Here is a 22,870-nt window from a genome sequence, read left to right as displayed (position 1 = left end):
TTATTTTGTTAGCAAATATAAATGAAAGCAAATTACTAAATTTCTTGTAAAAAAATGCTATATATGGTATATTAAAAGCAGAATTTAACATATTCTAAAATATGAGATGGGGAGGGCTGGATTTGAATTATCAAACGCTTATTCTAAACACAAAGTCTGTAAGAGACTTTAAAAAGGATGTTGTAAAAAATGCAGATCTAAAAATAATTAAGGATTATGCAAACGATTGTAAAAGGCTGGTTTCTTCTATTGATTTGGAAGTTAGAATTATGTCAAACAGTGAGGTGTATCTTACCTTAGATGGAATTGCAGGATACAAAGGGCATATGGTCGAGGCACCATCTTATATCGTGCTGTTATCTTCAGTGTCAGATGGTTACATTCAAAATGCCGGATATATTGGACAAGAATTGATTTTCAAAGCTACAGAAATTGGCGTAGATTCTTGCTGGGTTACGTTTACGGATAGTAAAGCAGTAAAAGAAAAGTTGAATCTGGTTTCTGAAAAAGAAGTTGTTGGAATTATCGCATTAGGCTTTGAAGATAATAAAGCAAAAGCTGTAAAAACTACTCTAAATTCTGCTTATAGACTTGGTTTGGATGAAATTGTTTATTTGAACGAATGGGGTAAAGGTGCGGACAATACCACTTTGGAAGAAAGAGGTATTTTGGATGCTTTTGCATTTGCAAGATTAGCCCCATCTGCTTGGAATAAACAGCCTTGGAGATTTTTAATTCATGGGGAAAATGTCATCTTGGCAGTGAAAAAAGGGGAAGAAATTTATTCTTATGAGGAAAAAATTGCGGCAGGCGTTATTATGCTATACTTCCAAGCAATTATTGACAGCACACTGTTTCGCTTAAACTGGCATTTGGAAGAACCAGCAATTTCTGGTGGAATTCCTGGTGATTTTAAAGTGGTTGGTTATTGTAATTTATAATTTTCTTTGAATAGTGAAATTTCTTCAATGGGAATTATCTCAAAGAGAATTTTAGATTTAATAAAAGCCAATATCCAAAATGGATTGGTAAATTTAATGTTTGAGAAGGAGATGATATCATATGAAAAAGTATGAATGTACAGTTTGTGGTTATATTTATGATCCTGCAATTGGAGATCCTGACCACGGCATTGCTCCAGGCACACCCTTTGAAAGCTTGCCTGAAAATTGGGAGTGTCCCTTATGTGGTGTTGGGAAATCAGAGTTTGAAGTAAAAGAGTAATTTATATTATAAAATAGTATTTTATAGCCCTAGGTGTATTTTAATTTGCCTGGGGCTATTTTTTGTGAAGAAAAAATATGTCATGAGTCTGTTAAGGAGCGCTAAAAAAGTATTTTTAGGCACAAAAGAACCCTGGAATTAGCCTATATAGGGGTAATTCCAGGGTTCTTTTAATGGAGATGAGGGGAATCGAACCCCAAAATCGGTCGTTACAAATGGCGGAAAATCAACGTTTCTTAACCTCGTGACATATTTTGTGACATGGGTTTTTAGCGATAACTTTTGTCCCCTCCAAATGCATTATTTAGATACTCATTTATAACGTCCGTAACTTCAATGTCTTTTTCACTCATGATGTGCTGATATACTCTTTTCAACATGTCATCGGTGGCGTGTCCCATTCGCCTTACTGCATATTTACTAGGCACATTATTGGCCAACATCATAGAAGCATAGTAGTGTCTTAAAGAATGAAAATTATACCTTGTTACCCCTGAACTTTCAAGCAGCCTATTATATGCGCTGGAAATTGCAGAGGGAGTCATACCGGTAAGGCTATCCTCTTTACTTTTGTCTTTCGTTGCATCCAGAATGGTAGGATAAATATATTCAGGTATAGAAAGTGTGCGTTTTCCTGAATTTGTTTTTGTACCCTTTGTAACCCATTCCTTGTTTTCACTCTGGACGACAGCAGAATTGATGGAAAGCGTTTTTTTCTTCTTGTTGACATCTCCCACGGTTAATCCTGATATCTCACTTCGTCTTAAGCCCATCCCCGATGCTAGCATGACAGGAAGTAAAATTCTATATCCCTTTGCGGCATCCATTAACATTTTTATTTCATCGGCTTCAGGTATTTCTATCTCTGACGATCGTTTCGCCGGTAGGGAAACACGATACACAAAATCCGGTGCATAATAGTAGATAGATGCACTCAGTAATCCGGACATATTACGTAGTGTTTTAGGAGAAACTTGCGTAGACATTTTATTGAAATATCTTTGGAGAATATCATTGTTTAATTTTGCAATAGTAATATCTATCTCACTAAATGCTCTTTTTTCAAGAGAAACATAACCAACAATTGTGGAAGGCGATAGAATATTTCTTTTTGCATCAATATAACCACTTATCGCTTCTTTGACGGTCAAGTTTGCAGGGTTTCTTCTGCGGGTTTTGTTTAGGGCATATTCTGCAGCTCGAAACTCTGCTTCTTTTTTGGTGGGAGCAGTAAAACGTTGGTAGACTGATTTTTCTTTTCCGTCAACGGTTTCCGTATGGCTATACACACGGCAAGTCCAGGAACCGGACGGCAATTTCTTAGCTGTTGCCATAAAAAATAAGACCTCCTTTATTTATTTTGGTATGGTAAATAAAGCGGTCCTGTGATACAATTAGCTTGTTTGGGGCGATTGTACCACGGTGCGACCGCTTGTCCCTCACTTCGTTGGTAGCGGAGTGGGGGATTTTTAATTAAAAAAGAAAACAAACGTAGCGTTGAAAATTTTATATAGAAATTTTTGGAAAAACAATTAGAAAAACTATTGATTTTTTTCAAACTGCCACATATAATTTAGTATTATTAGGAGGGGTGAAAATGAAAAAGTGGTTATTAAAACATCATAAATGCATTGATATTTTAAGTAGCTTTATTATTTTACTTTCTCTAAGTGTATTGACTAGCGCTGGTATTTGTTGGTTATATCAGCTAGTATTTACTGAGAAAATAACTCCCATATTAGCTCTTATAATTTTGATTTGCACTTGTAAGTTTGCTTTTGACAAAAAACGAGTACAATTATTCAATATCTTCCTTCACAGGATTTTCAATTTCGTCCGTTAACTGTACTTGAGGTATCTGCAGGTTTAGTGAAGAAGATAGTTTCAATATTTTTTCTTGGTGTTCATATTCTAGTTTGATTTTTTCTAACTCTCTTCCCCGTAGTCCTGGGGATTCTGAAGAAACTGAGAAATGAGGTAATCCATTTTCATCAAGTTTAAAGTCCATAGATGTTTTTCCACCATTAATTAAGTGGTTTAGAGAAAACATAGCAGTTCCCAAAACTAAACTTAATCCTCCAGCTCCTGCTATCAATTCAATAATACCTGCACTGTGGATATTTAATTTCATCGTTAGATCATCTAAATTACAATTTGCGTCGGCACGTTTAAGCTCATTCTCTATTAAATCTACCAATTGCTTTAGTTCTGAAAAAGATATGCTTTTCTCATCTGTGCCTGCTCTAATTATTGCATGAAGTTTTCCTTCGCTAGAATAAATATCATATAAGTTTCTATTGATATAGGGTGCGTATTCTTTTACATCAGAAACTGCATGCTGTGAGCCGAGAGCCTTTAATAGATAGATATCTGCATTTCTTTTCGAAATTGTTTTTAACCATTTTACACTTCTCCGTTTTGCGTATGGACATAGGTTCATTTCTGTGTCTGGATCGTTATCTAGGTATTTTTTAATATAGGAAGAGTCCTCAAAGACATCACTTGTAATTATACCAATCGAATAATTTTCTGAATTAACATCAGGTATTACCACAACGTCGTTTAAAGTAAATTCTTTAATAAAGCGTTTGATTTTATTATAAATGCCAGTTATCTCGCCTTTTTTTTTCTTCGTATCAGTAACATTTTCATTATCTGGATCTAAAGCTAAATTTTGCTTGATCATCGCTTTGACAGTGTTAATTTTGGTTGAGTTAAAGTCGCTTATCGAGATGAAATCCCATCCAATGGCTATATAATCATGCAAGACAAAATCTTGATAAAACTTGCCACTGCTAGTTCGAACAAACCAGTAATTTCTATCGCCAACTTCTTGTATATTGAATATGTCGCTTATTTTTTTTGGTGCAATCTCCATTATAGTGCCTCCCCTTAATTTGACAAAATATACCATGTTGTCTATAATAATATTAAGGGTTTGTTCTTCCGACAAATCTGTTTTTTCCTTTACAGTATTGGTAGTACTGTAAGGGATTTTTTATTCTTTTAATCTCAATTCAATTAATGCTGGTTCAATTCCGAATATTTCAGATAATTGTCCAACGGTCTTATCTTCATACTCCTCTAATTCTTTATCATCAATTAATAAGTCAACAGCAAAGCGGTTTGCTTCTCTTTCAATTTTTGATGTAAGGAGAAATGTTTTATTCCTAATAAAATAGCAATTCATTTTTCGGTGAAGAATGGCATGGCCTAGCTCATGAGCCATAACTAGCATCCTGTCCCTGTATTCAAGATTTTTGTTTATAAAAATGCATCTGTGATTTTTCATAAATAGGTAGCAGCCAGAGCATTTATCAAAGTTATCAAATATCACTTCAATGTTTAAAAATTCAGCAATTTCAAATGGGTTAGAAGTTCCAAATTTTCTTTTGTAGTAGCCAGCAATTTGTTTGATACTCTTCAATAATCCACCTACTTCTTATCTTTGTTCTTATTAGGGTTGTATTTTTCCTTGTTTATTCTTTTCAGTCTTTTTAGCATCATTTCAATGCTATCAAGAACCAATTCCACTTCGGCCTCTTCAATATCTTCACCGTCAAAGCTAGCGGGACCATCACTTTTGCTAGTTAATTTTTTTCTGATAGCTTCCATATCTTTAGCAATGTCTTTTTTGTCTCGGTCAGTTAAAGCAAATTTTTCTGCCTGATTAGATTCTTCACCGTTCATCAAATAATCCACTGTTACTCCAAGGTGGCTTGCGATTGCTAATAGTCTGTCGTCTGGAAAAGATCCTTTTTTAAGTTGACCAATGTATCCGTTTGCAAATCCTAAATCTTTTTCAAGTTTGGATATTGGTATTTTCCTCTCTTTACATATCGCTTTAACACGTTCAACGCTATTCATAGAGCAACCTCCAAAAAAATAGGTAAAAACCTAAAAATGTAGTTGACAAAATAGAGAATACCCTATATAATCGGATTAAGAATTAGGCAATTACCTAATTTAATTCGAGGATAGTCTCAAATAGTCTGTGGTGGTTTTATTTTAGATTATTCTCTAATAATTGTCAATATATTTTTAGTTTTTTATCTAAAAAGGAGGTGTTTTTTTGTTAGAAAAAATCAAGGAATGGTGTAAAGCAAATAATACTCCGGTATCAGTACTTGAAAAAATGTGCGGTTTAGGTAACGGTACTATTAGTGGTTGGGAAAAGTCAACTCCAAGAGTTGACAGCCTGATGGCTGTGTCTAAAATTACAGGATTAAGTATAGATGAGCTAATTAGGAAGTGAAATGGAAGCTGGTTTGATGGATAATTTGAAAAATAGCCGATTATTTCGGTGTATCTGTTACATATTTTTTAGGGGAATAGGGGGTAAGAAATGGGCAACGAAGAAAAAGCAATAATGGAGCGGGCAAAGCAGATATCACTAGAAAGAGAATTGAGAAAAGAAAAGCACCTCGTTATATGTAAAATAGCAGACGAGGTGTATGAAAAATGTTTACATCAGAATTTAAATTGTGAAGATGTTGAGGAGCTTTGCCGGCTTCTTCTGACAAGAGCTAAAAGATGCCCTATCTGCTAAAAATAAAATTTTTACAATAGCAATTCCATGAGAACAGAAAGGAGTGTGGGAATGGAGATTATAGGAACACCAAAAGAGATAGAAGAATTCTCCAGAAAAAGAGAAAAAATTAAGACTGTGAAAGAATCAGAAATACAAGATAGAAGTCAAAAAATAGCATTAAGAATCTTAAATGAAGAACGTGAAAGAGCTAGTGAGGCTATATCATCAGAAAAATGGAAAGTAAATATAAATCCAGATTGCTATATAGCAAAAGAAATTATATATCAAACAGCGATGCTACATAAATTGGACAGGAATATGAATATGATGGTCTCAGAATTTAATAGTTTGTATACCAAAATGCTCATGTTAAATAAGGAGATGAAAGAAATAAAAAAAGAGGCAGAGAACTGCCCCGTGAAGTAATCAATTATCAGTATTAGTTGTATTGAAAATTGAATCTTCAAATGTTTCTTTGAATTTAAGAAAGTAATGATTTACCTGTTGATAACGTTGCATGTTTGTAAACTGCTGAATAATCTCATTTGCAAAAAGATCGAACGAGGTAAATACTTCCTTCATATCGTTAGTGTAGTAGATTTCATCAAAATGTGTGAAGCACAGACATTTCGCTGCTACCATACTTGATGTTGCTTTGTTTAGATAAGCTAAAGCACCGATTTTTTTATTATCTTCTTTCTCGGAAATTAAATCGTGAGCTTGTTTAGCATCAAAGTAGGATAGTTGCACCATGTTTGATATTTCCTTTAACAAAGTTTTTAGGTTTACTACTTGATAGGTATCCATAGGCTTTCCTCCTTTCTTTATCACTTGGCATTGCAGTGCCTATAAAGAAAGCATAACACGAAATTACATAATATTCTATACACTGTCTGTTTATGACGATTGGTTGTGAGCACAAAAGGAAAAATAAAAATCTTGTAAAGATGAGAAAGGAATTTTTAATGGACAAAAAAGAATTGCTTCAAAAGTATTACGATATGGAAATGAACAATGTATTTGCTTATAGCTCAAATTATCTTATGAGTAGCCCCAAGAAGGGTTACGAAAGAGAATGGTGCGAGGCGAATGAAAGAGCAATTCTCTTGCTTGAGCTAATCAGAGAGTAGGAGGTGTAAGTATTGAAAAAGCAAAAGGTAGATAAACGACTACCAGCGTTAATAAAGGCGGCTATGTTTGAGAACGGAATTAGCCGGGATGAAATGGCGGTTTATTTACATGTTTCGGTTTCAACGTATAACCGCCGAATGAATCATTATCCAGAGGAATTTACAGTTAATAATTTGCGGGTGTTTAAGGATAAGTTAAAGCTTGATCCTCACGTACTGGCAGAGGCGATGTTGTAAAAAGTTGATTTCTTATGACATATAGAAAGGATGAAATTATGAAAGCTACAGGAATTACAAGAAAAGTGGACGAGCTTGGGAGGATTGTTTTGCCTATAGAGCTTAGAAGAAATTTGGGAATTGGCATTGGAGATACTTTAGAAATTTTTACAGAAGATGATACCATCATACTGAAGCGGTATGACGCTGTTGATGATTTGCTTACTATGGCTAGCCGCCTGAAGGATAGAGTAGTTTTTGAGGATTGCGGCAAAATGAAACCTATTTTACTTAAGAAAATAGAAGAGATAGAAAAAATCATGAAGTCTGGAAAAGAAAAAAAATAAGGAGGAAATACATATGCCAGCAAAAGAGTTTGAAATTTCAAAAACATTCGGGGTTATTTCAGAGGGAGATTTTCAAAAAGAGGTTAATCTAATTAGCTGGAACGGCAGAAAAGAGAAGATTGACATTCGTGGGTGGAATGATACCCATACAAAATGCGGTAAGGGTATTGTCTTAACTACAAATGAGGCAAAAGCTCTCAGAGAAATATTAAATTGTATGGAGCTATAAGGAGGCGGGGACTATGGCAAGATCAGAAGTAAGCCAACCGCCTAAAGCTTCGGTTTTTGACAATATGACTCGTGCCAAGGCAGAGGCTTATGGATTAAAGATTGGTGCAAAAGTAAGACAGTACAAAGTCAGTCAAGACGTGCAGAACAAAGGGAAATATAAAATGCGGGAAGGTACCGTGGTGCAATTATTAAATCATGGTTTCGTGGTTCAGCTTCCTACCCATAAAACGTTCTTTCGGTATAACCTTCTGCGGAGACGAGAGCAGGGGGAGCGGGTTGAAATCTGTAAGGTATGAGTATCCTAAGAAAGGAGGAAAGGCAATGGGACCAAGGGAGGTATTAGAAGTAGAGAGGATATTTGATTTAAGACAACGTAAGCAAAAGCGTATAAAGAAATTACAAAAGCGTAGGCGTAGTAAGTGCATTCTATCGGAACTACTCAAAAGTATTTTTATTTTGATTGTAGCAGTAATCTCAGCAACATTTTTTGAATCCCTTTCAAAATCGGCACCGGAAAAAGCCCTCCTAATTTTTGAGTGCTGTGCTATTGTACTGGTTATTGTTTTGGTTGGGCTTTGGCTGGACAAGCCATGGAGGAGATAATGAGGAATTTATGCAATAAAAAAGGCACTGGGAAACCCAGCACCAACGACAAATTTATTATAGCATAAATTCATTTTTCAAACAAGAGATTTTAATATTCAATACATAGGAGGTTTATATGAGTAAATTTAGTGTTTGCCCCATTTGTGGAGCGTCCTTAGACCATGGGGAAACCTGTGATTGTAATGGTGATTATAATAAGGAAGAAACACAGAATGTTTGTGTTATGGAAGAACAAAAAGAATAGGTAAAAAATGTGCCCCTCTCTTGCAGTGTCAAGGGTGGGGCAAGGTTTTAAATAAAATAGCGAGATGGGTTTGTGAGGTGAAAATATGAAGTTTTCTAAAATTACATCACTGGCAAAAAGAAATAAGACGGCGGTATTGATGAAGGATGATGATGGTCAACAATGGTTGAGTATCGGCAGCGCTGTCTATCGGTTGGAAAACATGCCTGTATTGGATGAGAATACCGTTTTAACAGTAATGGGGATATCGGATGATAAAAGGCAAAAGTGGCTTGCAAGGTGTGAAGAGGAATCTTCACGGATACTGAAAAATGATTTACCTGATGAGGTGGAGGTAACCGCAGAGGATGCAGGGATTACCGTCATTTATGGGGGAAGTTTGCTCACGCCAATATACACATTTGATGGTGTTATTTGGATTAATACAGAACTAATGGCGCCGACCGTGAAAAAGGAAGTTGGTTACATACGATATTTTATTAGAAAAAGTGGCGGTGCAAGAGCCATTGCAGTGAAAGATGGGATGGTGCTGTCTGCTGTAATTATGGAGTATAGGCAAGGGGGAACTGACCTTTATGAAGCCTTAGATACATTAGCCGACCGATGCAGAGCTGAGGCAAGGCGTGACGCTGCAGAAAAATGAAGCGGGACAAATAGGTAAATTGAATAAAGAAAATGCCCCTCTCCTATAGGCGTAGGAAGAGGGGCGGGGCTTTTGATAAACCCAAGATATAGTACTTATATTATACAACATAGTACTTTGTTTCACAAGTGTTTTGGGTTGCTTTCCATGAAAAAGCCTGTTTCTAAAACCTAGGACTTTAGGGGCAGAGTTGCCCTTTAACTCCTCGATAATAAGATTAACATTAGGGCTATGGTTATTTATAGAAAGGGGTAAAGCAATGCCAAGATATAGAAAACATATATGGGCAGGAGACGTATATGAGTGTGAGGAGTATTACTCCCCAAGAGCCATTGGAAAAAAATATAACAGAGGACAAAATGAACTACTGACTTCGGAAGAACAGAAAGAACGAAATTTGAAATTAGCTAGAAGGAAATTATCCAGATTGATAAATGCGAATTTCAGGCTGGGGGATTTGTTTATTACTCTTACATATCGTAAACGATTATCCAGAGAAGAAATCAAAAGGGAGCTGCGGAACTTTTTGAGCCGCTTGAGACGGTGGAGAAAGAAAAAAGGTCTTTCGTCTGTGAAATACATCGTTGTGACAGAATCGGAAAGTGGTCGTGAGCATCATCATCTTTTGGTAAATGCCATGGATATTACCCTTAAGGAATTAACGGAGCTGTGGGGAAACGGAAGAGTTATGATTTCCCAATTAGAGCCAGGCGGAGATTATACAGGTCTGGCCAGATACATAACCAAGGAAAATATAAAAGAGTATGAAAAAAGATGGACCACAAGTAGAAACTTGGTACAACCAAAAGTTGTTGTAAAAAAAATAAATTCAGCTAACCCGAAAAAGAAGCCCAAACCTCCCAAGGGGTATCTGGTTGTGGAAAGCAGTGAATACTTTTCAGAGGAAATTGGCCCTATAAGATATTTAAAAGCGATTAGATTAGGCGGTGATGATTATGGAACGGGAAAAGAGAAAACCGAATTGTGAGAAATGCTTGTGTCGGAGGTGTTTCAGTAGCGAAGATGGTACTTGCATGAATTGTGAAAGGTGCAAGGAAAACGGAGGTACCAATAAGGTTTGGTGTTTGATGGATTGTGATTTTATTGGGAGGGAGTAAACGGAATTAGCATATAACTTAGTTTCAAGTCCAAGGAAAAGAGGGATTAGTTTGGATGAAGCCAAAAGAACGATGCAAGAATTAAAACAAATGCAATCCCTCCCAATGCATTTAAAACTGGGAATGACACGCCAGAGAATTAGAGAATGGGTAGACGGTTATGGACCAAACGGTGTATATATTTCATTTTCAGGTGGAAAAGACAGCACAGTCTTATTACATATAGTCAGAGAAATGTATCCGGATATTGAAGCGGTTTTCGTAAATACCGGACTAGAATATCCGGAAATAAAAGAGTTTGTAAAAGCTTTCGATAATGTAACAATTTTAAGGCCTGATATGAGTTTTAGGCAGGTCATTGAAAAGTACGGTTACCCTGTGATCAGCAAAGAAGTATCAAAGTGTGTTTACTATGCACGCAGAACAAATGATCCTGAAAATGTTTATGTGAAAAAACTTTGTGGTGAACTGGAATTTGAGGGCAAGAAATCACAATACAATCAAAGCAAGTGGTACTTTTTATTGGATGCACCGTTTGGTGTAAGTAATCTGTGTTGTGATGTTATGAAGAAAAGGCCGCTACATAAATTTTATAGAAAAACTGGTAAGGTGCCAATCACAGGGCAAATGGCAGATGAAAGTAAGTTAAGAACGCAAAAGTGGATTAATGGCGGCTGTAATTTGTATGATTCAAAATTTCCTATCAGTAACCCAATGTCATTATGGGTTGAGAATGATGTGCTTGAATACATAGTGAAAAATGATATCCAAATTTCATCTGTATATGGGGAAGTGATTCCCGATTGTGAAATGGATGGACAAATGTGGTTGGATGGATATGTTCCGCCAAAGTATCGTACAACAGGAGTTAGTCGTACAGGATGCATGTTCTGTATGTTTGGTGACCACTTGGAGCAAGAACCTAACCGCTTTCAAAGAATGAAAATAACCCATCCGCCTGTTTATCGTTATTGTTTAAAATCTTGGAATGAAGGTGGGTTGGGAATGAAACCAGTGTTGGACTATGTAGGAATCAAATACTAGATATGAGAAAGGTGGGATAAGTAATGGCTTACAATCAGCAAGCTGCGAAGCGGCAACACCAAAACGCAACGAATAATGCTCTAGGGCATTTATTTGAAATTGCAATTCTGGCGGGGTGCAATACATACAGAGAAAACGGTCGGGCAGATATTAATAAAACACCTGAACCTTTTCGGGTTTTGAATAAAAGCAATGATGGAATGTTTATGGGGAGGTTTACAGCTCATGCCCAACCAGATTTTCAAGGAACCCTTGACAATGGACGGTCTATCGTATTTGAAGCAAAGACCACAACTTCCGACCGGATGAATCGAGACGTGCTAACGACAGACCAACAAAAGGCTTTAGAAAGCCATATGAATTTGGGTGCAGTAGCGGCAGTATGCGTTGGGCTTGAAGATGAGTTTTTCTTCATCCCTTGGAAGATCTGGCGGGATATGAAAGAGAATTATGGACGTAAGTATATTACTGCAAATGATGTTGAGGAATACCAGGTTAAGTTTAATGGATCTGTTTTGTTTTTGGATTATTGCAATAAGTTGCAAGAAGGGTGAGAATCAAGACGAGATAACTTTAAAAGGGGGTGCAGAATGAAAGCAACAGTGAAAAACAAAAAGTATAGAGCTTGCCAAATATTTAATTGCGACCATATGCGGGGAAATATCTGCTGTACGGATTGCATTAACAAAGCGAAATGTAAAAACCATTGCTTAAACAATCCACAGCGATGTGGACAAGTTAAAGGAGAGGTGGTGGACGATGAAGAAAGATAGAGATTTAAAAATGCAAAATTATAATATTTCTACTTACCGCTATCGGGAGTTAAAATATTTTTGCAAGCAATATCGGGAAAAGCAGTCTCAGTTACGTTCTATTACAGAGCTTTCTTCACCGGGCTTTGACAGTAATGGAGGAGGAAACAAAATATCTGACAGGACGGGGAATACAGCACTTAGGCGGCTGCAACTTGAAAAGGAGTTAGAGATCATAGAACAGTCGGCAATGGAAGCGGGGAGTGAGTTTTATCCGTACATACTAAGTAATGTGGTGGATGGGGTGAGGTATGAACATTTGGAAGTACCAATGAGCAGAAGAGCTTTTTTCAGAATGAAATTAAAATTCTTTGGGATTTTATCCACAAAAAAATAAAGTTGGCACCAAATGTATTTACTTCTGAGTTATTATGGTAGCATACATATTTGGCCAATACTTACTAGGTTGTCCGGACATTTCTTGTTTTAATTGTAAAAATATGGTATAATAATATGCGATTATAAAGGAGTGGGGATATGCTAGAAAAGGTCTTATGGTTAAATTTTGTTAAAAGGGTAGGTACAAAGAAATGAAATATCAAACAAAGAAAATTATTTTTTAAATAGTATATATAATTTTATATACAAAAAGTACTATTTGATAACATGACTGAAATATTGCTTATAACTTCTTTTTTGTTTTCTGCTCTAGCAATGTTATTGTTAAAAAAATAAATTGAAACCACTTCGATAACTGGTTTATGCCGTTACAATGGTCGAAGAATGGCATCACGTTTTGTGTGAAGTGTGTTTAACTGGGGGTAGGGTCATGCATGCTGAAGAGGTCGTATGGTAGAGCAGTTATTATGTTGTATTTGTTATCTATTGTTATTTTCTCTATTGCATATTTTAGCGATAGAAGCAGCTGGATACATGGATACACTGGTTATATGATAGGATACGGTTTTCAAGGTGTTGCAATATTTATCAGAGATAAGTATTTAAAATGTCCACATTGCGGATATAGTGGTGTTCCACTACAATGGTCGAAGAATGATACCAAGTATTGTAAAAAGTGTGGGAAACCATTTGAGTATGATAGATAGATATGTGATTCAGGATAACTGGGAGTGGGGACGTGCTAAAAAGGTCGTATGCTAGAGTATATATCGTGATGAGTTCTATAGCTTTTGTTATGTTTATAATTATTTCTTTTATGCATCGTGGATCTACATTATGGGAAATTCTTTTATGGACAGATTGTGGACTTTGGGGTGTTTCGTTTATCATTAAGCTTAAGTACCTTAGATGCCCGTATTGTAAAAAGTTAACAGTTGTGCCGCAGTGGTCAAAGAATGGAACGCGGAAGTGCAGTAATTGTTATAAGGTATTTGAATACGACAAATAGATATATGATTAAAGAAACCTGGGGGATGGAAATGTGCTGAAAAGACCATATGCAAGAGCATATATTGTGTTGTACTATTTAGTTATTGTTATTTTTTGCATTACTTTTTTTATTGAAGGGCAATCTGTATTACGAGAAATTCTCTCGTGGACGTTGCCGGTTCTTTGGATTGCTGTGCTTATTATTAGACTTAAATATCTTAGATGCCCATATTGTAGAAAGTTAACTGTTGAGCCGCAGTGGTCAGAGAGTGGAACACAGGAATGCATTAATTGTGGAAAAGTGTTTGAGTATGATAAATAGATATGTGAATGTTTGGGGCAGTCCTTAATCAATTTAAGTTAGGGGGAATCTTATGCTAAGTAGAAATAAAGCTAGAATGTGTATTGTTGTTGATATCTTGGCTGTTTTTTGTTTGATAATTCCACGTGTTTTGTATGCTGGTTCACCAGAAATTTATTTGTTCTGGGCTTATACGGCAGTGGGGCTTACGGTTATTATATTAATTATTAGTTTAATTTATCAAAGATGTCCCAATTGTGGAAAAGGTACTGCACCACTCCAATGGTGGAAGAACGGAACCAAGCATTGCAAAAAGTGTGGCAAACCATTTGTGTATGATAAATAGATATTTGATTAAGGATACCTATGGGTGTCCTTTTTTATTGCAAGAAAGAGGGGAAGCAATGAAGAGGTTGACTGAATTAATTGCGTTGATTCGAAGCGGCGATGTACATAAGTTTTATACTTCGCCCGAATGGAGAAGAAAAAGGCGGGAGATCTTTGAACGAGACCATTTTGAATGCCAAGTATGCAAAAATAAATATAAGAGATACACGAAGGCAACAACAGTACATCATGTGAAAGAGTTGAGGCAGTTTCCTTTGCTATGCTTAAGCAGTTATTACACAAATGAAAGTGGGAGGAAAGAACGAAACCTTATCAGCGTGTGCAAGTATTGCCATGAAACAGAATGCCATCCGGAGCGGATGGGAAAGTACGAAAAAAAGAAGCCGTTGACCGAGGAAAAATGGTGATACCCCCGGTCGAAAAAAACGCAGTTTAAGATTTTCGTTGTTACTCAGGTGGGTCGAGACAATTCAGAAATATTCATTTCACACGTGAGGGGGGTGGGGGTATGAAGCAAATTACAAGAAAAGGACTGGAAAAAGATCTGGTCGACCAGCTAGAGCGGAATGGCTCGTTAGGCAAATATTATCTTGATTTAGTGCGGGATTATCTAGAATTGTGGGATACAAAAAATGCATTGTTAGCAGATATAAAAGGCAGAGGTGTAACGGTAAAATATAATAATGGAGGAGGCCAAGCGGGCATAAAAAAGAACGAAAGTGTGGAACAATTATTGAAAGTTAATAAACAAATGCTATGTATTTTGGATTATTTAGCGCTAAAACCATCTTGTCAGGTGGGTGATGATACTGATGAAGAGATGTAGAAAAAAATCCTATCACCCCTATATTGATGATTACATTGACGGTGTGTACAGCGGTGAAATTATTGTCGGGGATGAAATATTTATGGCCCTGGGCATTGTTGAAGAAGGGTTAAATAAACCCAATGTGTTTATTGACGTGGACAAGATAAACAAGGCTGTAGAATTAACAGAAAAATATTTTGAGTTACAGCTCTTTGATTGGGAGCTTTTTTTATTTGCATTGATTCACTGCTATAATTTGGACAATGACACTGTTGTTTTTGATGAATATATCATCATGATGGGCAGAGGAAACGGTAAAAATGGATTTATTTCTCCAGTGAGCTGGTACCTAAGCACCCACTATCATGGTGTAAAAGGATACAACATAGAAATCATAGCAAATTCAGAGGACCAAGCAGAAACTTCTTTCAATGATATTTATGATGTGTTGGAGCGGCATTGGAAAAAGCTTAAAAAGTTTTTTTACAAAAGCAAAGAACTAATCAGGAATTTAAAGACTGGCTCCGTGATCAAATATCATACCTCCAATGCCAGGACAAAAGATGGTAAACGTTCTGCGTGCCTGATTTTTGATGAGATCCACGAGTACATGAGTTATGAGATTATCAACGTTTTTACCAGTGGTTTTGGTAAGCGCAAACATTCTCGTATTTTTAAAATCACAACAAACGGTCATGTGAGGGAGGGGGTTTTGGATAATGAATTGAGAGTATGTTATGACATTTTGAATGGTGTAATACAGAATTCCAAAACCCTTCCTTTGCTTTATAAAATTAATGATGAAAAAGAAATATACAATCCGAAAATGTGGCACAAAGCAAATCCTTCTTTGAAATATTTGCCTATTTTGCAAGACACCATGGAAAAAGAGTTTGGGAAGATGAAATATTCCGAAGAAATCAAGACGGAGTTTTATACAAAAAGAATGAATTTCCCCAGATCCAATCGGGAGTTGGCAGTAACAGACTTTGAGGAAAATGTTATTCCAACCAATAGGCCGTTGCCGGATATGTCCGGTTGGAGCTGTACTGTTGGGATTGACTATGCTGCCATTAACGACTTGGCAAGTGTAAATTTTCATTTCACGAAAGGCGAGGAAAGGTATGATATCAATCATTCATGGTTGTGTTTAAATTCCAAAGATTTAGACAGGATTCAGGCACCATGGAAGGCCTGGGCAGATGAGGAACTTTTGACACTTGTGGATGATGTTACCATTCACCCAAGGCTATTATGTGATTATATCGCAACAATGGCGCAGAAATATAATATCAAGCTGATCTTATTGGATAACAACAAATATGCTCTTGTAGCAAGCGAATTAAGAAAAATTGGGTTTGATGCAAAAGAGTATAAAAATGTTAAATTGGTAAGGCCGAATGATATATACAAGGTGCAGAAGGTCATAGATGATGTTTTTATCCGTCATTTGTTTACCTGGGGTGACAACCCTCCATTGCGGTGGGCGGTAAATAACACAAAATTAATATCAGCAGGAAAAAGCAAAGGAGAAGAAACGGGAAATTTCTATTATGGAAAAATTGAACCGAAAAGCAGAAAAACGGATCCATTTATGGCTGTAGTGCACTCCATGATTGGGGAAGAAGAACTGGAAGAGGCTGCTTGCAGCTTTGATGATATACCAGTCATTACTTGTTAAGGGGGTGATAAGTTGGGCTTTTTAGAATGGCTAAGTAGTAAAGTGGGTGGGGGAAAAAGTGTTTCTATTTCCGGTGATGAAATAGACGATATTTTGCAAGAGTATACCTCCACTATTTGCATCAGGGAAGCGGCGTTTTGGACGGCTGCCAATATTCTGGCCAATGCCTTAAGCAAGTGCGAGTTTAAAACCTATGTGAAGGGGGAAGAAAAAAAGGGCAGTGAGTATTATTTGTGGAATTACGAACCAAATAAGAATCAAAATTCAAGCGTATTTTTACACAAATTAATTGCAAAACTGTGCAGAGATAATGAGTGTCTTGTAATTTGTATAGGGGAACAATTGCTGGTTGCGGATAGTTACACAAAAAATGAAAAGGTTTTATTTGAAAATACGTTCACGGAGGTAACTGTGGGCGATTTTTCATTTCAAAAGACTTTTTATCAGTCAGACGTTTTGTTTTTTGAATTAAATAATAAAAACATGCGGCAGGTGGTTAATGATTTATATGGCGAGTATGAAAAACTGATTCAGTACAGCATAAGTGCCTATCAAAAATCAAGGGGAAGAAAATTCCTATTTGAGTATGATACGTTGCCCGTTGCCGGAAGTGAAGAAAGAAAGAATTTTGATGATTTGATAAAGAATAAGTTTAAAAAATTTATTGAATCGGATAATGCGGTTCTACCCTTGGGCAAAGGTCAAAAAGTGGATGAAACCGCTCAAAAAACCTATGCGGCTGAAACCACTAGGGATATCAGAGCAATGATTGATGATATTTCTGATTTTACTGCCAAGGGCTTTGGTATTCATCCATCTCTTTTGCGTGGGGATGTGCAAGGTACCAAGGATGCACTAGACTTCACACTAACATTTGCTGTGGATCCTTTGGTGGATATGATACAGGAGGAAATCATTCGCAAGCGTTATGGGTTTAAAGCATTTTCGGAAGGGACGTATCTGAAAATTGATACACGTGTCATTAAGCATATTGATTTGTTTAGTATTTCTACGTCCATTGATAAATTAATTGGCTCGGGTGTTTTCTGCGTGAATGATATTTTGCAATTATGCGGTGAAAATCCCATAGATGAACCTTGGGCAAAACAGCACTTCATTACAAAAAATTATGAGTTGGTAGAGGATGCCTTGCGGGCAATGAAGGGAGGTGAGAAAAATGAGGACAATTTGGAAACTTGAACAATCTGTATCGCCGGATACTCTGGAAATGTATATCTATGAAAGCATTAGGCCTGATAGTTATGACTGGTGGAATGACGAGGTGATTACAAGCGAAACATCGGCAAATCATTTCAGGGAAGAACTTGCAAAATACCCAAATGCAAAGTTTATCAATCTATATGTCAATAGTTATGGCGGAGATGTGAAAGAGGCTATGGGTATTCATAGCCAATTAAAAAGACATCAAGCCTGTGTTACCGGTTATGTGGACGGGTTTGCAGCTTCGGCGGCATCCTACATATTAACGGCCTGTGACAAAGTAGTAATGGCCAGCCCCACCATGCAAATGTTGCACGATATGTGGAATATGTCTATAGGCAATGCCAGAGAACATCGTAAAAATGCCGAGGATTTAGACGCTATCATGAAAGGCAATCGTCAAGCTTACTTGGATAAGTCTAACGGTAAATTAAACGAGGAGCAGCTTATAGAAATTATGGCGGCTGAAACGTGGTTGACTGCCACCCAGTGCTTTGAGTATGGTCTATGTGATGAAATCGGGGAGCGGCAAGTGGATATGGCAAAAGCGGCGGAAGCACTGAAAGAGAGTCATGAGGCATTGCAACGAAAAAACTTGGAGCTGGTTGCAAAATTAAAGCAGTTGGCCACACCACCCAAGGAACCAACCCCACAGCCTCCGGCGGAACCACAACAGAATAGATTACAAAAGTTTATGACATCCGTAAAAGGATGTTAATTTTATTTCTAGAGAGGAAGAGATTACATGAAAAAAATGAAAATGAAAATGGATTTACAGTTTTTTGCTATGAAAAGTCTTGATCTAATTCAGGAGGAAAGGAACGTCATTTTGCAAAGAATGAACTCGGCAATTACAGAGGATAACCCTGAGCAGTTTAACCAAGCCTTTAAGGACTTGGCCAACAATGTTCAGGAAGCGGTTATGCAGGAATATGAGCAAGCGGTGCAGGGTGCAGATTCGTGTATTTTAGCCCAAAGGGGTGTAAGACAGCTTACCAGTCAAGAAAATGTATACTATCAAAAGGTCATTGATGCTATGAAGTCCGTGGATCCAAAGCAAGCAATTACTTTGATTGATGATGTGATGCCCACCACTGTTATTGATGAAATCTTTACATATTTGCAGGAGAATCATCCCTTGTTGAATGAGGTGGATTTTCAGAACACGGGAGCGGTTACAAAGTGGCTTCTTTCTGCCACATCCGGCACCGCAGGGTGGGGTGAATTGTGTGGAGAAATTGTGGATGAATTGTCTGCAACCTTCTCTATTTTGGAATTGGGCAGCACAAAACTTTCTGCGTATATTCCCGTATGCAATGCCATGCTCGATTTAGGTCCCGCATGGTTGGATCGTTATGTGAGAACAGTTCTGGCCGAGGCCATCGCCGTTGGTTTGGAAACTGCTATCGTGGATGGGGATGGGAATGAAAAACCCTTGGGCATGACAAGGGCATTAAGCGGTGCAGTGGATGGTGTGCACCCCCATAAAACAGCGGTGGCAATTACAAAGTTGGATGCACCTACCTATGGTGGTTTGCTGGATACGTTATCCAAGGCACCAAATAATAAAAGACGTCCCATTCCCTCTGTACTTTTGGTGGTAAATCCTACAGACTATTTCACAAAAGTTTTCCCTGCTACTACGGTAAGAGCAACAGATGGGACTTTTAGAAGTGATGTATTTCCTTATCCAACAAAAACAATTCAGTCTACAGCGGTGCCTGTGGGGCGGGCGGTGATTGGCTTGGGTAAGCAATACTTCATGGGTCTAGGAACAGGGAAAGGGGGAAAGATTGAGCATTCCGACCATGCAATGTTTAAAGAAGATAAAAGATTATACCGTGCAAAACTGTATGGCAATGGTAGGCCAAAAGACGAAAACGCCTTTGTTTATCTGAATATTGAAGATTTAGAAAACTACGTGCTGGAGGTAAAGGTAACCAGTACATCGGAGCTTAGACAGACAAATGAGGTAATCACTAACGGTGAGGGTGGTACTTCCCAAGGTGAAGGTGAACCTGAAAACCCTTAATGGCGACGCTTAGCACATCCACCCGCAATACCGAGGGTATGAACAAAACGGAACTGTTGGAATATGCGGAATCCCTCGGTATTACCGGGCTAAGTAGTCGCAATTTAAAAGGAGATATTTTGGCAGCCATAGAGGCGGTGACAGGATGATGGAAGAATTATTAGAGGCTGTGAAAAATTATCTTGATATTACATGGGATGATGCTGATACCAATAAAAAAATAAAAGGTATCGTAACACGAGGCATGGAGTATCTGAATCATGCAGCGGGTGGGAAACAAGATTATGAAAAGGAGGGGCAAGCCAGAGCCCTCCTTTTTGAGTATGCTATGTATGTTAATAGCGGTGCCTTAAATGAGTTCCAACAGAATTACCTTCATGAATTGATGATGCTGCAAATCCATCAGGAGGTGAAGAATTATGAAGCAGAAAAAAATGCAGATGTACAATGATGGTGTGATCACAATATACACAGTAGGAAATATCGCAGAACCGGGTAATATGCCCAAAGAGGGTATTGTGGAAAAAGTGCGTCTAAGATTTCGGCGGCGGACTATAGGCCACACACGGTTTCATGAATCTTTGCAGCAGAATATTAAGATAGATGAAATTGTGAGATGCCCTTATCGGACTGAGGTAAGTGCTCAAGATAAAGCGGTTTTTCTGGGTAGCAAAGAGAAATATGAAGTAAAAAAGGTTGTTTACATAGAAAATACCAAACCTAAGGAAATGGAATTATTACTGGAAAGGGTGGAGAGCAACTATGACAATGATTGAGTTGAGGGATACTCTGCTTACCATTACTGAAAGTATTTTTCACTACAAACCCCTAAAGCCCGGCAATAAATATATTGTTTGGAGCGAAATCAGCCAAAGTGGCGCAAGACACGCTGATAATAAGACCACGCATCAGGCTATCCGCTGTGCAGTACATTTCTTCACCAAGGATGAATTTGATCATGATTTCTTCAGGATCCAAAGAAAGTTCGATGATGCAGAAATTTCATGGAGGTTAAATTCTGTGCAGTATGAAGAGGATACTGGGTTTATTCACTATGAGTGGTATGTGGATGTAGATTATGAGTGGGGTGAGGATGATGGCCAAGATTGCTTTTAAGGGCACGAATGAATTTATGTTAATGCTATCCAGAATGGAAGCAAATACGCAAGCAATTGCTGAAAAGGCTGTTTATGAAGCGGCAGGATTGGTAGCGGATGAAATCAGAAATAATCTAGAAGCTCTGCCGGAGGATAAATTCAGAATGTTGGGAGCAGGGGAGCAATTTATGGGTGTGCCAAGGGTTCAAAAACAGGACTTATTGGATTCCTTGGGAATAGCACCCATTGGAGAAGAAAGTCCAGGAATCTACGGTACAAAAATTGGATTTGATGGTTATGGCAGTTATCCAACGCAAAAATATCCCAACGGACTTCCCAACCAACTTTTGGCACGTTCCATAGAGAGTGGATCCAGCGTAAGGAACGCAACACCCTTTGTGGAGCCGGCTGTCCAGGGGAAGAAAAATGAAGCAATTCGCAAGATGCAAGAAGTGATTGAGCGAGAGTGTAAAAAAGTATAAAGGAGTGTTGAAATTATGGCAAAGATTGGTTTGAGTTATCCCTATGTTGCAAAATATAATGCCACAGAGGATGGGGTTGTTACATATACCCAAGGACAAGTATTGGCAAAGGCGGTTGAAATGTCCACTTCCATTGAAGCGGGAAAGGATAATAATCTTTATGCTGATAATGGCGTTGCTGAAACAGACAGCACCTTTGGTGGTGGAGAGTTATCCGTGACAACGGATGATTTAATGCAAGAATCGAGTGCATTAATTATGGGTATTACACCAAAAAAACTCGCAATTGGTGAGGAAACCGTTAATGAATTGATCTATGATGATAATATGAATCCCCCCTACTTAGGGTTTGGGTTTATTATCAAAAAGAAGAAAGATGGTGCTCCAAAATGGCGAGCACTGGTGTTTACAAAGATTAAATTTTCTATCTTTGATGAGGCTGCTACTACACAAGGAGGTACCATTGAATGGCAAACCTCTGAAATTGCCGCAACGATTATGCGTGACGAAAGTGCAAATCATGCATGGAAGAGGGAAGCAACTTTTGACACAGAGGGTGAGGCTAGAGCCTATATTAAGGCTATCCTTGGTGAGAAATCTGCATAAGGGGAGGTATTTAGATGAAAAATGAAAGCGTTAGAATGATTGAGCGGGAGGTGGGGGGTAAAACCTACCCCCTTGCTTTTTCCCTGCAAGCTTATGCAGAGTGCCATGCAAAGTTTGGAGAACTGAAACATACAACTACTGCCATGGATATGGATATAACGCCGGATGCAATCCATAACATTATGTGGTTATTTTTCCTACTCAATGAATGGGGAGTCAAGTATAAACGCCTATTGTTTGGGGAAGAAGGGAATTTGTTGTCACGAGAGGTGGCGGAGGCTTCCATGGGGCCTTATGAATGTACGGAGATGAAAATTGCGGTTATGGAGGCAATTGCGATTGGTTTAAAAAGAGAGGTAGAAGTAGAGGCAGATACAAAAAACGCAGAAACCACGCAGACGAATTAACGCTTGCGTGGTTTCTCTATTACGGCAGGTTTTTTAATATGCAGACTTATGAAGTAATGGCTACGCCTATCGGACTTTTGAGTGATTTGATTGCTTGTCATCAAATCAGCCAAGGCGCAAAAATGAAAGAGATTGTCACGGATGATGATTTGATTCCGGATTTGTTATAATCTTTCAAAGTGGATATTCATAAGTTGAATGGTTTTGAAAAATATGGTAAAATGAAGAAATGGAAACCGTGTTGGGTAGTTGACCTCCAATTTTAACTAAGGATTGGGGGTGGTGCTATGGGTACATATGAAGTATTTATGATAATGCTTACATTTGGCTTATTTTTGATAGCACTTCTCTCTTACATAGATAAGAGAAAATAAAAAAGCTACCCACATAACTTTGGCCGGTTAGGGTAGCT

At 37.7% G+C, this 22,870-nt stretch carries 37 protein-coding genes; 32 read left to right on the top strand and 5 right to left on the bottom strand.

Features of this window, described 5'->3' with window-relative positions; all coding sequences use genetic code 11:
* Nucleotides 1-122: 122 nt before the first annotated feature.
* Together CPRO_RS11920 and rd are read left to right on the top strand one after the other, a co-directional pair.
* Nucleotides 123-941, top strand: coding sequence for a nitroreductase family protein (locus CPRO_RS11920; RefSeq protein WP_066052175.1), 819 nt, complete (start codon nt 123-125; stop codon nt 939-941).
* 121 nt (nt 942-1,062) lie between these two features.
* Entirely contained in the window at nt 1,063-1,224 is a 162-nt protein-coding gene (gene rd, locus CPRO_RS11915; RefSeq protein WP_066052173.1) for a rubredoxin, read from the top strand.
* A gap of 269 nt (nt 1,225-1,493) precedes the next feature.
* Here rd and CPRO_RS11910 read toward each other — a convergent pair whose 3' ends face one another.
* The 4 genes from CPRO_RS11910 to CPRO_RS11895 all read right to left on the bottom strand — a co-directional run bounded on the left by CPRO_RS11910 (nt 1,494) and on the right by CPRO_RS11895 (nt 5,091).
* Complete coding sequence (locus CPRO_RS11910; protein WP_066052170.1) at nt 1,494-2,558, bottom strand: site-specific integrase; 1,065 nt, start codon at nt 2,556-2,558, stop codon at nt 1,494-1,496.
* A gap of 464 nt (nt 2,559-3,022) precedes the next feature.
* On the bottom strand, nt 3,023-4,102 hold the full coding sequence (locus CPRO_RS11905) for a hypothetical protein (RefSeq protein WP_066052167.1): 1,080 nt from the start codon (nt 4,100-4,102) through the stop codon (nt 3,023-3,025).
* Between the two features lie 120 nt (nt 4,103-4,222).
* Nucleotides 4,223-4,651 (bottom strand): ImmA/IrrE family metallo-endopeptidase, encoded by a 429-nt coding sequence (locus CPRO_RS11900; protein ID WP_066052164.1) that lies wholly within the window; start codon nt 4,649-4,651, stop codon nt 4,223-4,225.
* A gap of 8 nt (nt 4,652-4,659) precedes the next feature.
* On the bottom strand, nt 4,660-5,091 hold the full coding sequence (locus CPRO_RS11895) for a helix-turn-helix domain-containing protein (RefSeq protein WP_066052161.1): 432 nt from the start codon (nt 5,089-5,091) through the stop codon (nt 4,660-4,662).
* A gap of 205 nt (nt 5,092-5,296) precedes the next feature.
* Here CPRO_RS11895 and CPRO_RS11890 point away from each other — a divergent pair, with 205 nt between their 5' ends.
* The 3 genes from CPRO_RS11890 to CPRO_RS11880 all read left to right on the top strand — a co-directional run bounded on the left by CPRO_RS11890 (nt 5,297) and on the right by CPRO_RS11880 (nt 6,181).
* Nucleotides 5,297-5,479, top strand: coding sequence for a helix-turn-helix domain-containing protein (locus tag CPRO_RS11890; RefSeq protein WP_066052158.1), 183 nt, complete (start codon nt 5,297-5,299; stop codon nt 5,477-5,479).
* A gap of 90 nt (nt 5,480-5,569) precedes the next feature.
* Nucleotides 5,570-5,773, top strand: a complete 204-nt coding sequence (locus CPRO_RS11885) for a hypothetical protein (RefSeq protein WP_066052155.1) — start codon at nt 5,570-5,572, stop codon at nt 5,771-5,773.
* A gap of 51 nt (nt 5,774-5,824) precedes the next feature.
* A complete protein-coding gene (locus tag CPRO_RS11880; protein ID WP_066052152.1) occupies nt 5,825-6,181 on the top strand; it encodes a hypothetical protein in 357 nt (118 codons plus the stop codon).
* On the opposite strand, the gene CPRO_RS11875 is transcribed toward CPRO_RS11880, so the two are convergent.
* Nucleotides 6,182-6,562, bottom strand: a complete 381-nt coding sequence (locus CPRO_RS11875) for a hypothetical protein (protein WP_066052149.1) — start codon at nt 6,560-6,562, stop codon at nt 6,182-6,184.
* Between the two features lie 158 nt (nt 6,563-6,720).
* Here CPRO_RS11875 and CPRO_RS11870 point away from each other — a divergent pair, with 158 nt between their 5' ends.
* The 27 genes from CPRO_RS11870 (at nt 6,721) to CPRO_RS15840 (ending at nt 22,832) form a co-directional block, all read left to right on the top strand.
* Entirely contained in the window at nt 6,721-6,885 is a 165-nt protein-coding gene (locus CPRO_RS11870; RefSeq protein ID WP_159430693.1) for a hypothetical protein, read from the top strand.
* Nucleotides 6,886-6,897: 12 nt separating this feature from the next.
* A complete protein-coding gene (locus CPRO_RS11865) occupies nt 6,898-7,122 on the top strand; it encodes a hypothetical protein (protein ID WP_066052143.1) in 225 nt (74 codons plus the stop codon).
* Between the two features lie 38 nt (nt 7,123-7,160).
* Nucleotides 7,161-7,448: an AbrB/MazE/SpoVT family DNA-binding domain-containing protein gene (locus CPRO_RS15960; protein WP_066052141.1), complete on the top strand. Its 288-nt coding sequence runs from the start codon at nt 7,161-7,163 to the stop codon at nt 7,446-7,448.
* A 13-nt stretch (nt 7,449-7,461) separates the two neighbouring features.
* On the top strand, nt 7,462-7,677 hold the full coding sequence (locus tag CPRO_RS11855) for a YdbC family protein (protein ID WP_066052138.1): 216 nt from the start codon (nt 7,462-7,464) through the stop codon (nt 7,675-7,677).
* A gap of 13 nt (nt 7,678-7,690) precedes the next feature.
* A complete protein-coding gene (locus tag CPRO_RS11850) occupies nt 7,691-7,975 on the top strand; it encodes a hypothetical protein (RefSeq protein WP_066052135.1) in 285 nt (94 codons plus the stop codon).
* A gap of 25 nt (nt 7,976-8,000) precedes the next feature.
* Nucleotides 8,001-8,282 (top strand): hypothetical protein, encoded by a 282-nt coding sequence (locus tag CPRO_RS11845; RefSeq protein ID WP_066052132.1) that lies wholly within the window; start codon nt 8,001-8,003, stop codon nt 8,280-8,282.
* A gap of 118 nt (nt 8,283-8,400) precedes the next feature.
* Entirely contained in the window at nt 8,401-8,529 is a 129-nt protein-coding gene (locus CPRO_RS15935) for a hypothetical protein (protein ID WP_257721879.1), read from the top strand.
* Between the two features lie 85 nt (nt 8,530-8,614).
* Complete coding sequence (locus CPRO_RS11840) at nt 8,615-9,172, top strand: hypothetical protein (RefSeq protein ID WP_066052130.1); 558 nt, start codon at nt 8,615-8,617, stop codon at nt 9,170-9,172.
* A gap of 259 nt (nt 9,173-9,431) precedes the next feature.
* Nucleotides 9,432-10,160 carry a rolling circle replication-associated protein gene (locus CPRO_RS11835; protein ID WP_066052127.1) on the top strand — a complete coding sequence of 243 codons (729 nt, stop codon included), beginning with the start codon at nt 9,432-9,434 and terminating at the stop codon, nt 10,158-10,160.
* A gap of 181 nt (nt 10,161-10,341) precedes the next feature.
* Nucleotides 10,342-11,334: a phosphoadenosine phosphosulfate reductase family protein gene (locus tag CPRO_RS11830; RefSeq protein WP_236782350.1), complete on the top strand. Its 993-nt coding sequence runs from the start codon at nt 10,342-10,344 to the stop codon at nt 11,332-11,334.
* 23 nt (nt 11,335-11,357) lie between these two features.
* Nucleotides 11,358-11,888, top strand: coding sequence for a Holliday junction resolvase RecU (locus CPRO_RS11825; RefSeq protein ID WP_066052124.1), 531 nt, complete (start codon nt 11,358-11,360; stop codon nt 11,886-11,888).
* Nucleotides 11,889-11,924: 36 nt separating this feature from the next.
* Complete coding sequence (locus tag CPRO_RS11820) at nt 11,925-12,107, top strand: hypothetical protein (RefSeq protein ID WP_066052122.1); 183 nt, start codon at nt 11,925-11,927, stop codon at nt 12,105-12,107.
* A complete protein-coding gene (locus CPRO_RS11815; RefSeq protein WP_066052119.1) occupies nt 12,094-12,483 on the top strand; it encodes a hypothetical protein in 390 nt (129 codons plus the stop codon). Before CPRO_RS11820 ends, CPRO_RS11815 begins: the two co-directional genes overlap by 14 nt.
* 1,550 nt (nt 12,484-14,033) lie before the next feature.
* The gene (locus CPRO_RS11795) at nt 14,034-14,531 is read left to right on the top strand and encodes an HNH endonuclease (protein ID WP_236782349.1); all 498 of its coding nucleotides are present in this window, start codon (nt 14,034-14,036) and stop codon (nt 14,529-14,531) included.
* A 101-nt stretch (nt 14,532-14,632) separates the two neighbouring features.
* Nucleotides 14,633-14,950 (top strand): P27 family phage terminase small subunit, encoded by a 318-nt coding sequence (locus tag CPRO_RS11790; protein ID WP_066052104.1) that lies wholly within the window; start codon nt 14,633-14,635, stop codon nt 14,948-14,950.
* Nucleotides 14,937-16,613, top strand: a complete 1,677-nt coding sequence (locus CPRO_RS11785; protein WP_236782348.1) for a terminase large subunit domain-containing protein — start codon at nt 14,937-14,939, stop codon at nt 16,611-16,613. Before CPRO_RS11790 ends, CPRO_RS11785 begins: the two co-directional genes overlap by 14 nt.
* A gap of 12 nt (nt 16,614-16,625) precedes the next feature.
* Nucleotides 16,626-17,813: a phage portal protein gene (locus tag CPRO_RS11780; protein ID WP_066052097.1), complete on the top strand. Its 1,188-nt coding sequence runs from the start codon at nt 16,626-16,628 to the stop codon at nt 17,811-17,813.
* Entirely contained in the window at nt 17,791-18,552 is a 762-nt protein-coding gene (locus CPRO_RS11775) for a head maturation protease, ClpP-related (protein ID WP_066052094.1), read from the top strand. Before CPRO_RS11780 ends, CPRO_RS11775 begins: the two co-directional genes overlap by 23 nt.
* 27 nt (nt 18,553-18,579) lie before the next feature.
* Nucleotides 18,580-19,866: a phage major capsid protein gene (locus CPRO_RS11770; RefSeq protein ID WP_236782347.1), complete on the top strand. Its 1,287-nt coding sequence runs from the start codon at nt 18,580-18,582 to the stop codon at nt 19,864-19,866.
* Between the two features lie 145 nt (nt 19,867-20,011).
* Nucleotides 20,012-20,317, top strand: coding sequence for a hypothetical protein (locus tag CPRO_RS11765; RefSeq protein ID WP_066052090.1), 306 nt, complete (start codon nt 20,012-20,014; stop codon nt 20,315-20,317).
* The gene (locus CPRO_RS11760; RefSeq protein ID WP_066052087.1) at nt 20,286-20,642 is read left to right on the top strand and encodes a hypothetical protein; all 357 of its coding nucleotides are present in this window, start codon (nt 20,286-20,288) and stop codon (nt 20,640-20,642) included. Before CPRO_RS11765 ends, CPRO_RS11760 begins: the two co-directional genes overlap by 32 nt.
* Nucleotides 20,629-20,982, top strand: coding sequence for a hypothetical protein (locus CPRO_RS11755; RefSeq protein ID WP_066052084.1), 354 nt, complete (start codon nt 20,629-20,631; stop codon nt 20,980-20,982). Before CPRO_RS11760 ends, CPRO_RS11755 begins: the two co-directional genes overlap by 14 nt.
* On the top strand, nt 20,963-21,445 hold the full coding sequence (locus CPRO_RS11750; protein WP_066052080.1) for a hypothetical protein: 483 nt from the start codon (nt 20,963-20,965) through the stop codon (nt 21,443-21,445). Before CPRO_RS11755 ends, CPRO_RS11750 begins: the two co-directional genes overlap by 20 nt.
* Before the next feature lie 15 nt (nt 21,446-21,460).
* Nucleotides 21,461-22,051, top strand: a complete 591-nt coding sequence (locus CPRO_RS11745) for a major tail protein (RefSeq protein WP_066052076.1) — start codon at nt 21,461-21,463, stop codon at nt 22,049-22,051.
* A gap of 14 nt (nt 22,052-22,065) precedes the next feature.
* A complete protein-coding gene (locus CPRO_RS11740; protein ID WP_066052073.1) occupies nt 22,066-22,458 on the top strand; it encodes a hypothetical protein in 393 nt (130 codons plus the stop codon).
* Nucleotides 22,459-22,496: 38 nt separating this feature from the next.
* Nucleotides 22,497-22,628 carry a hypothetical protein gene (locus CPRO_RS15930; protein ID WP_257721876.1) on the top strand — a complete coding sequence of 44 codons (132 nt, stop codon included), beginning with the start codon at nt 22,497-22,499 and terminating at the stop codon, nt 22,626-22,628.
* A gap of 117 nt (nt 22,629-22,745) precedes the next feature.
* Nucleotides 22,746-22,832, top strand: coding sequence for a putative holin-like toxin (locus tag CPRO_RS15840; protein WP_256150112.1), 87 nt, complete (start codon nt 22,746-22,748; stop codon nt 22,830-22,832).
* Nucleotides 22,833-22,870 lie beyond the last annotated feature (38 nt).

Origin of the sequence: Anaerotignum propionicum DSM 1682 (assembly GCF_001561955.1) — a bacterium.
Taxonomy (GTDB): domain Bacteria; phylum Bacillota; class Clostridia; order Lachnospirales; family Anaerotignaceae; genus Chakrabartyella; species Chakrabartyella propionicum.
The sequence above is the reverse complement of the archived record's forward strand: the minus strand, read 5'-3'. Positions and strand labels throughout refer to the sequence as shown.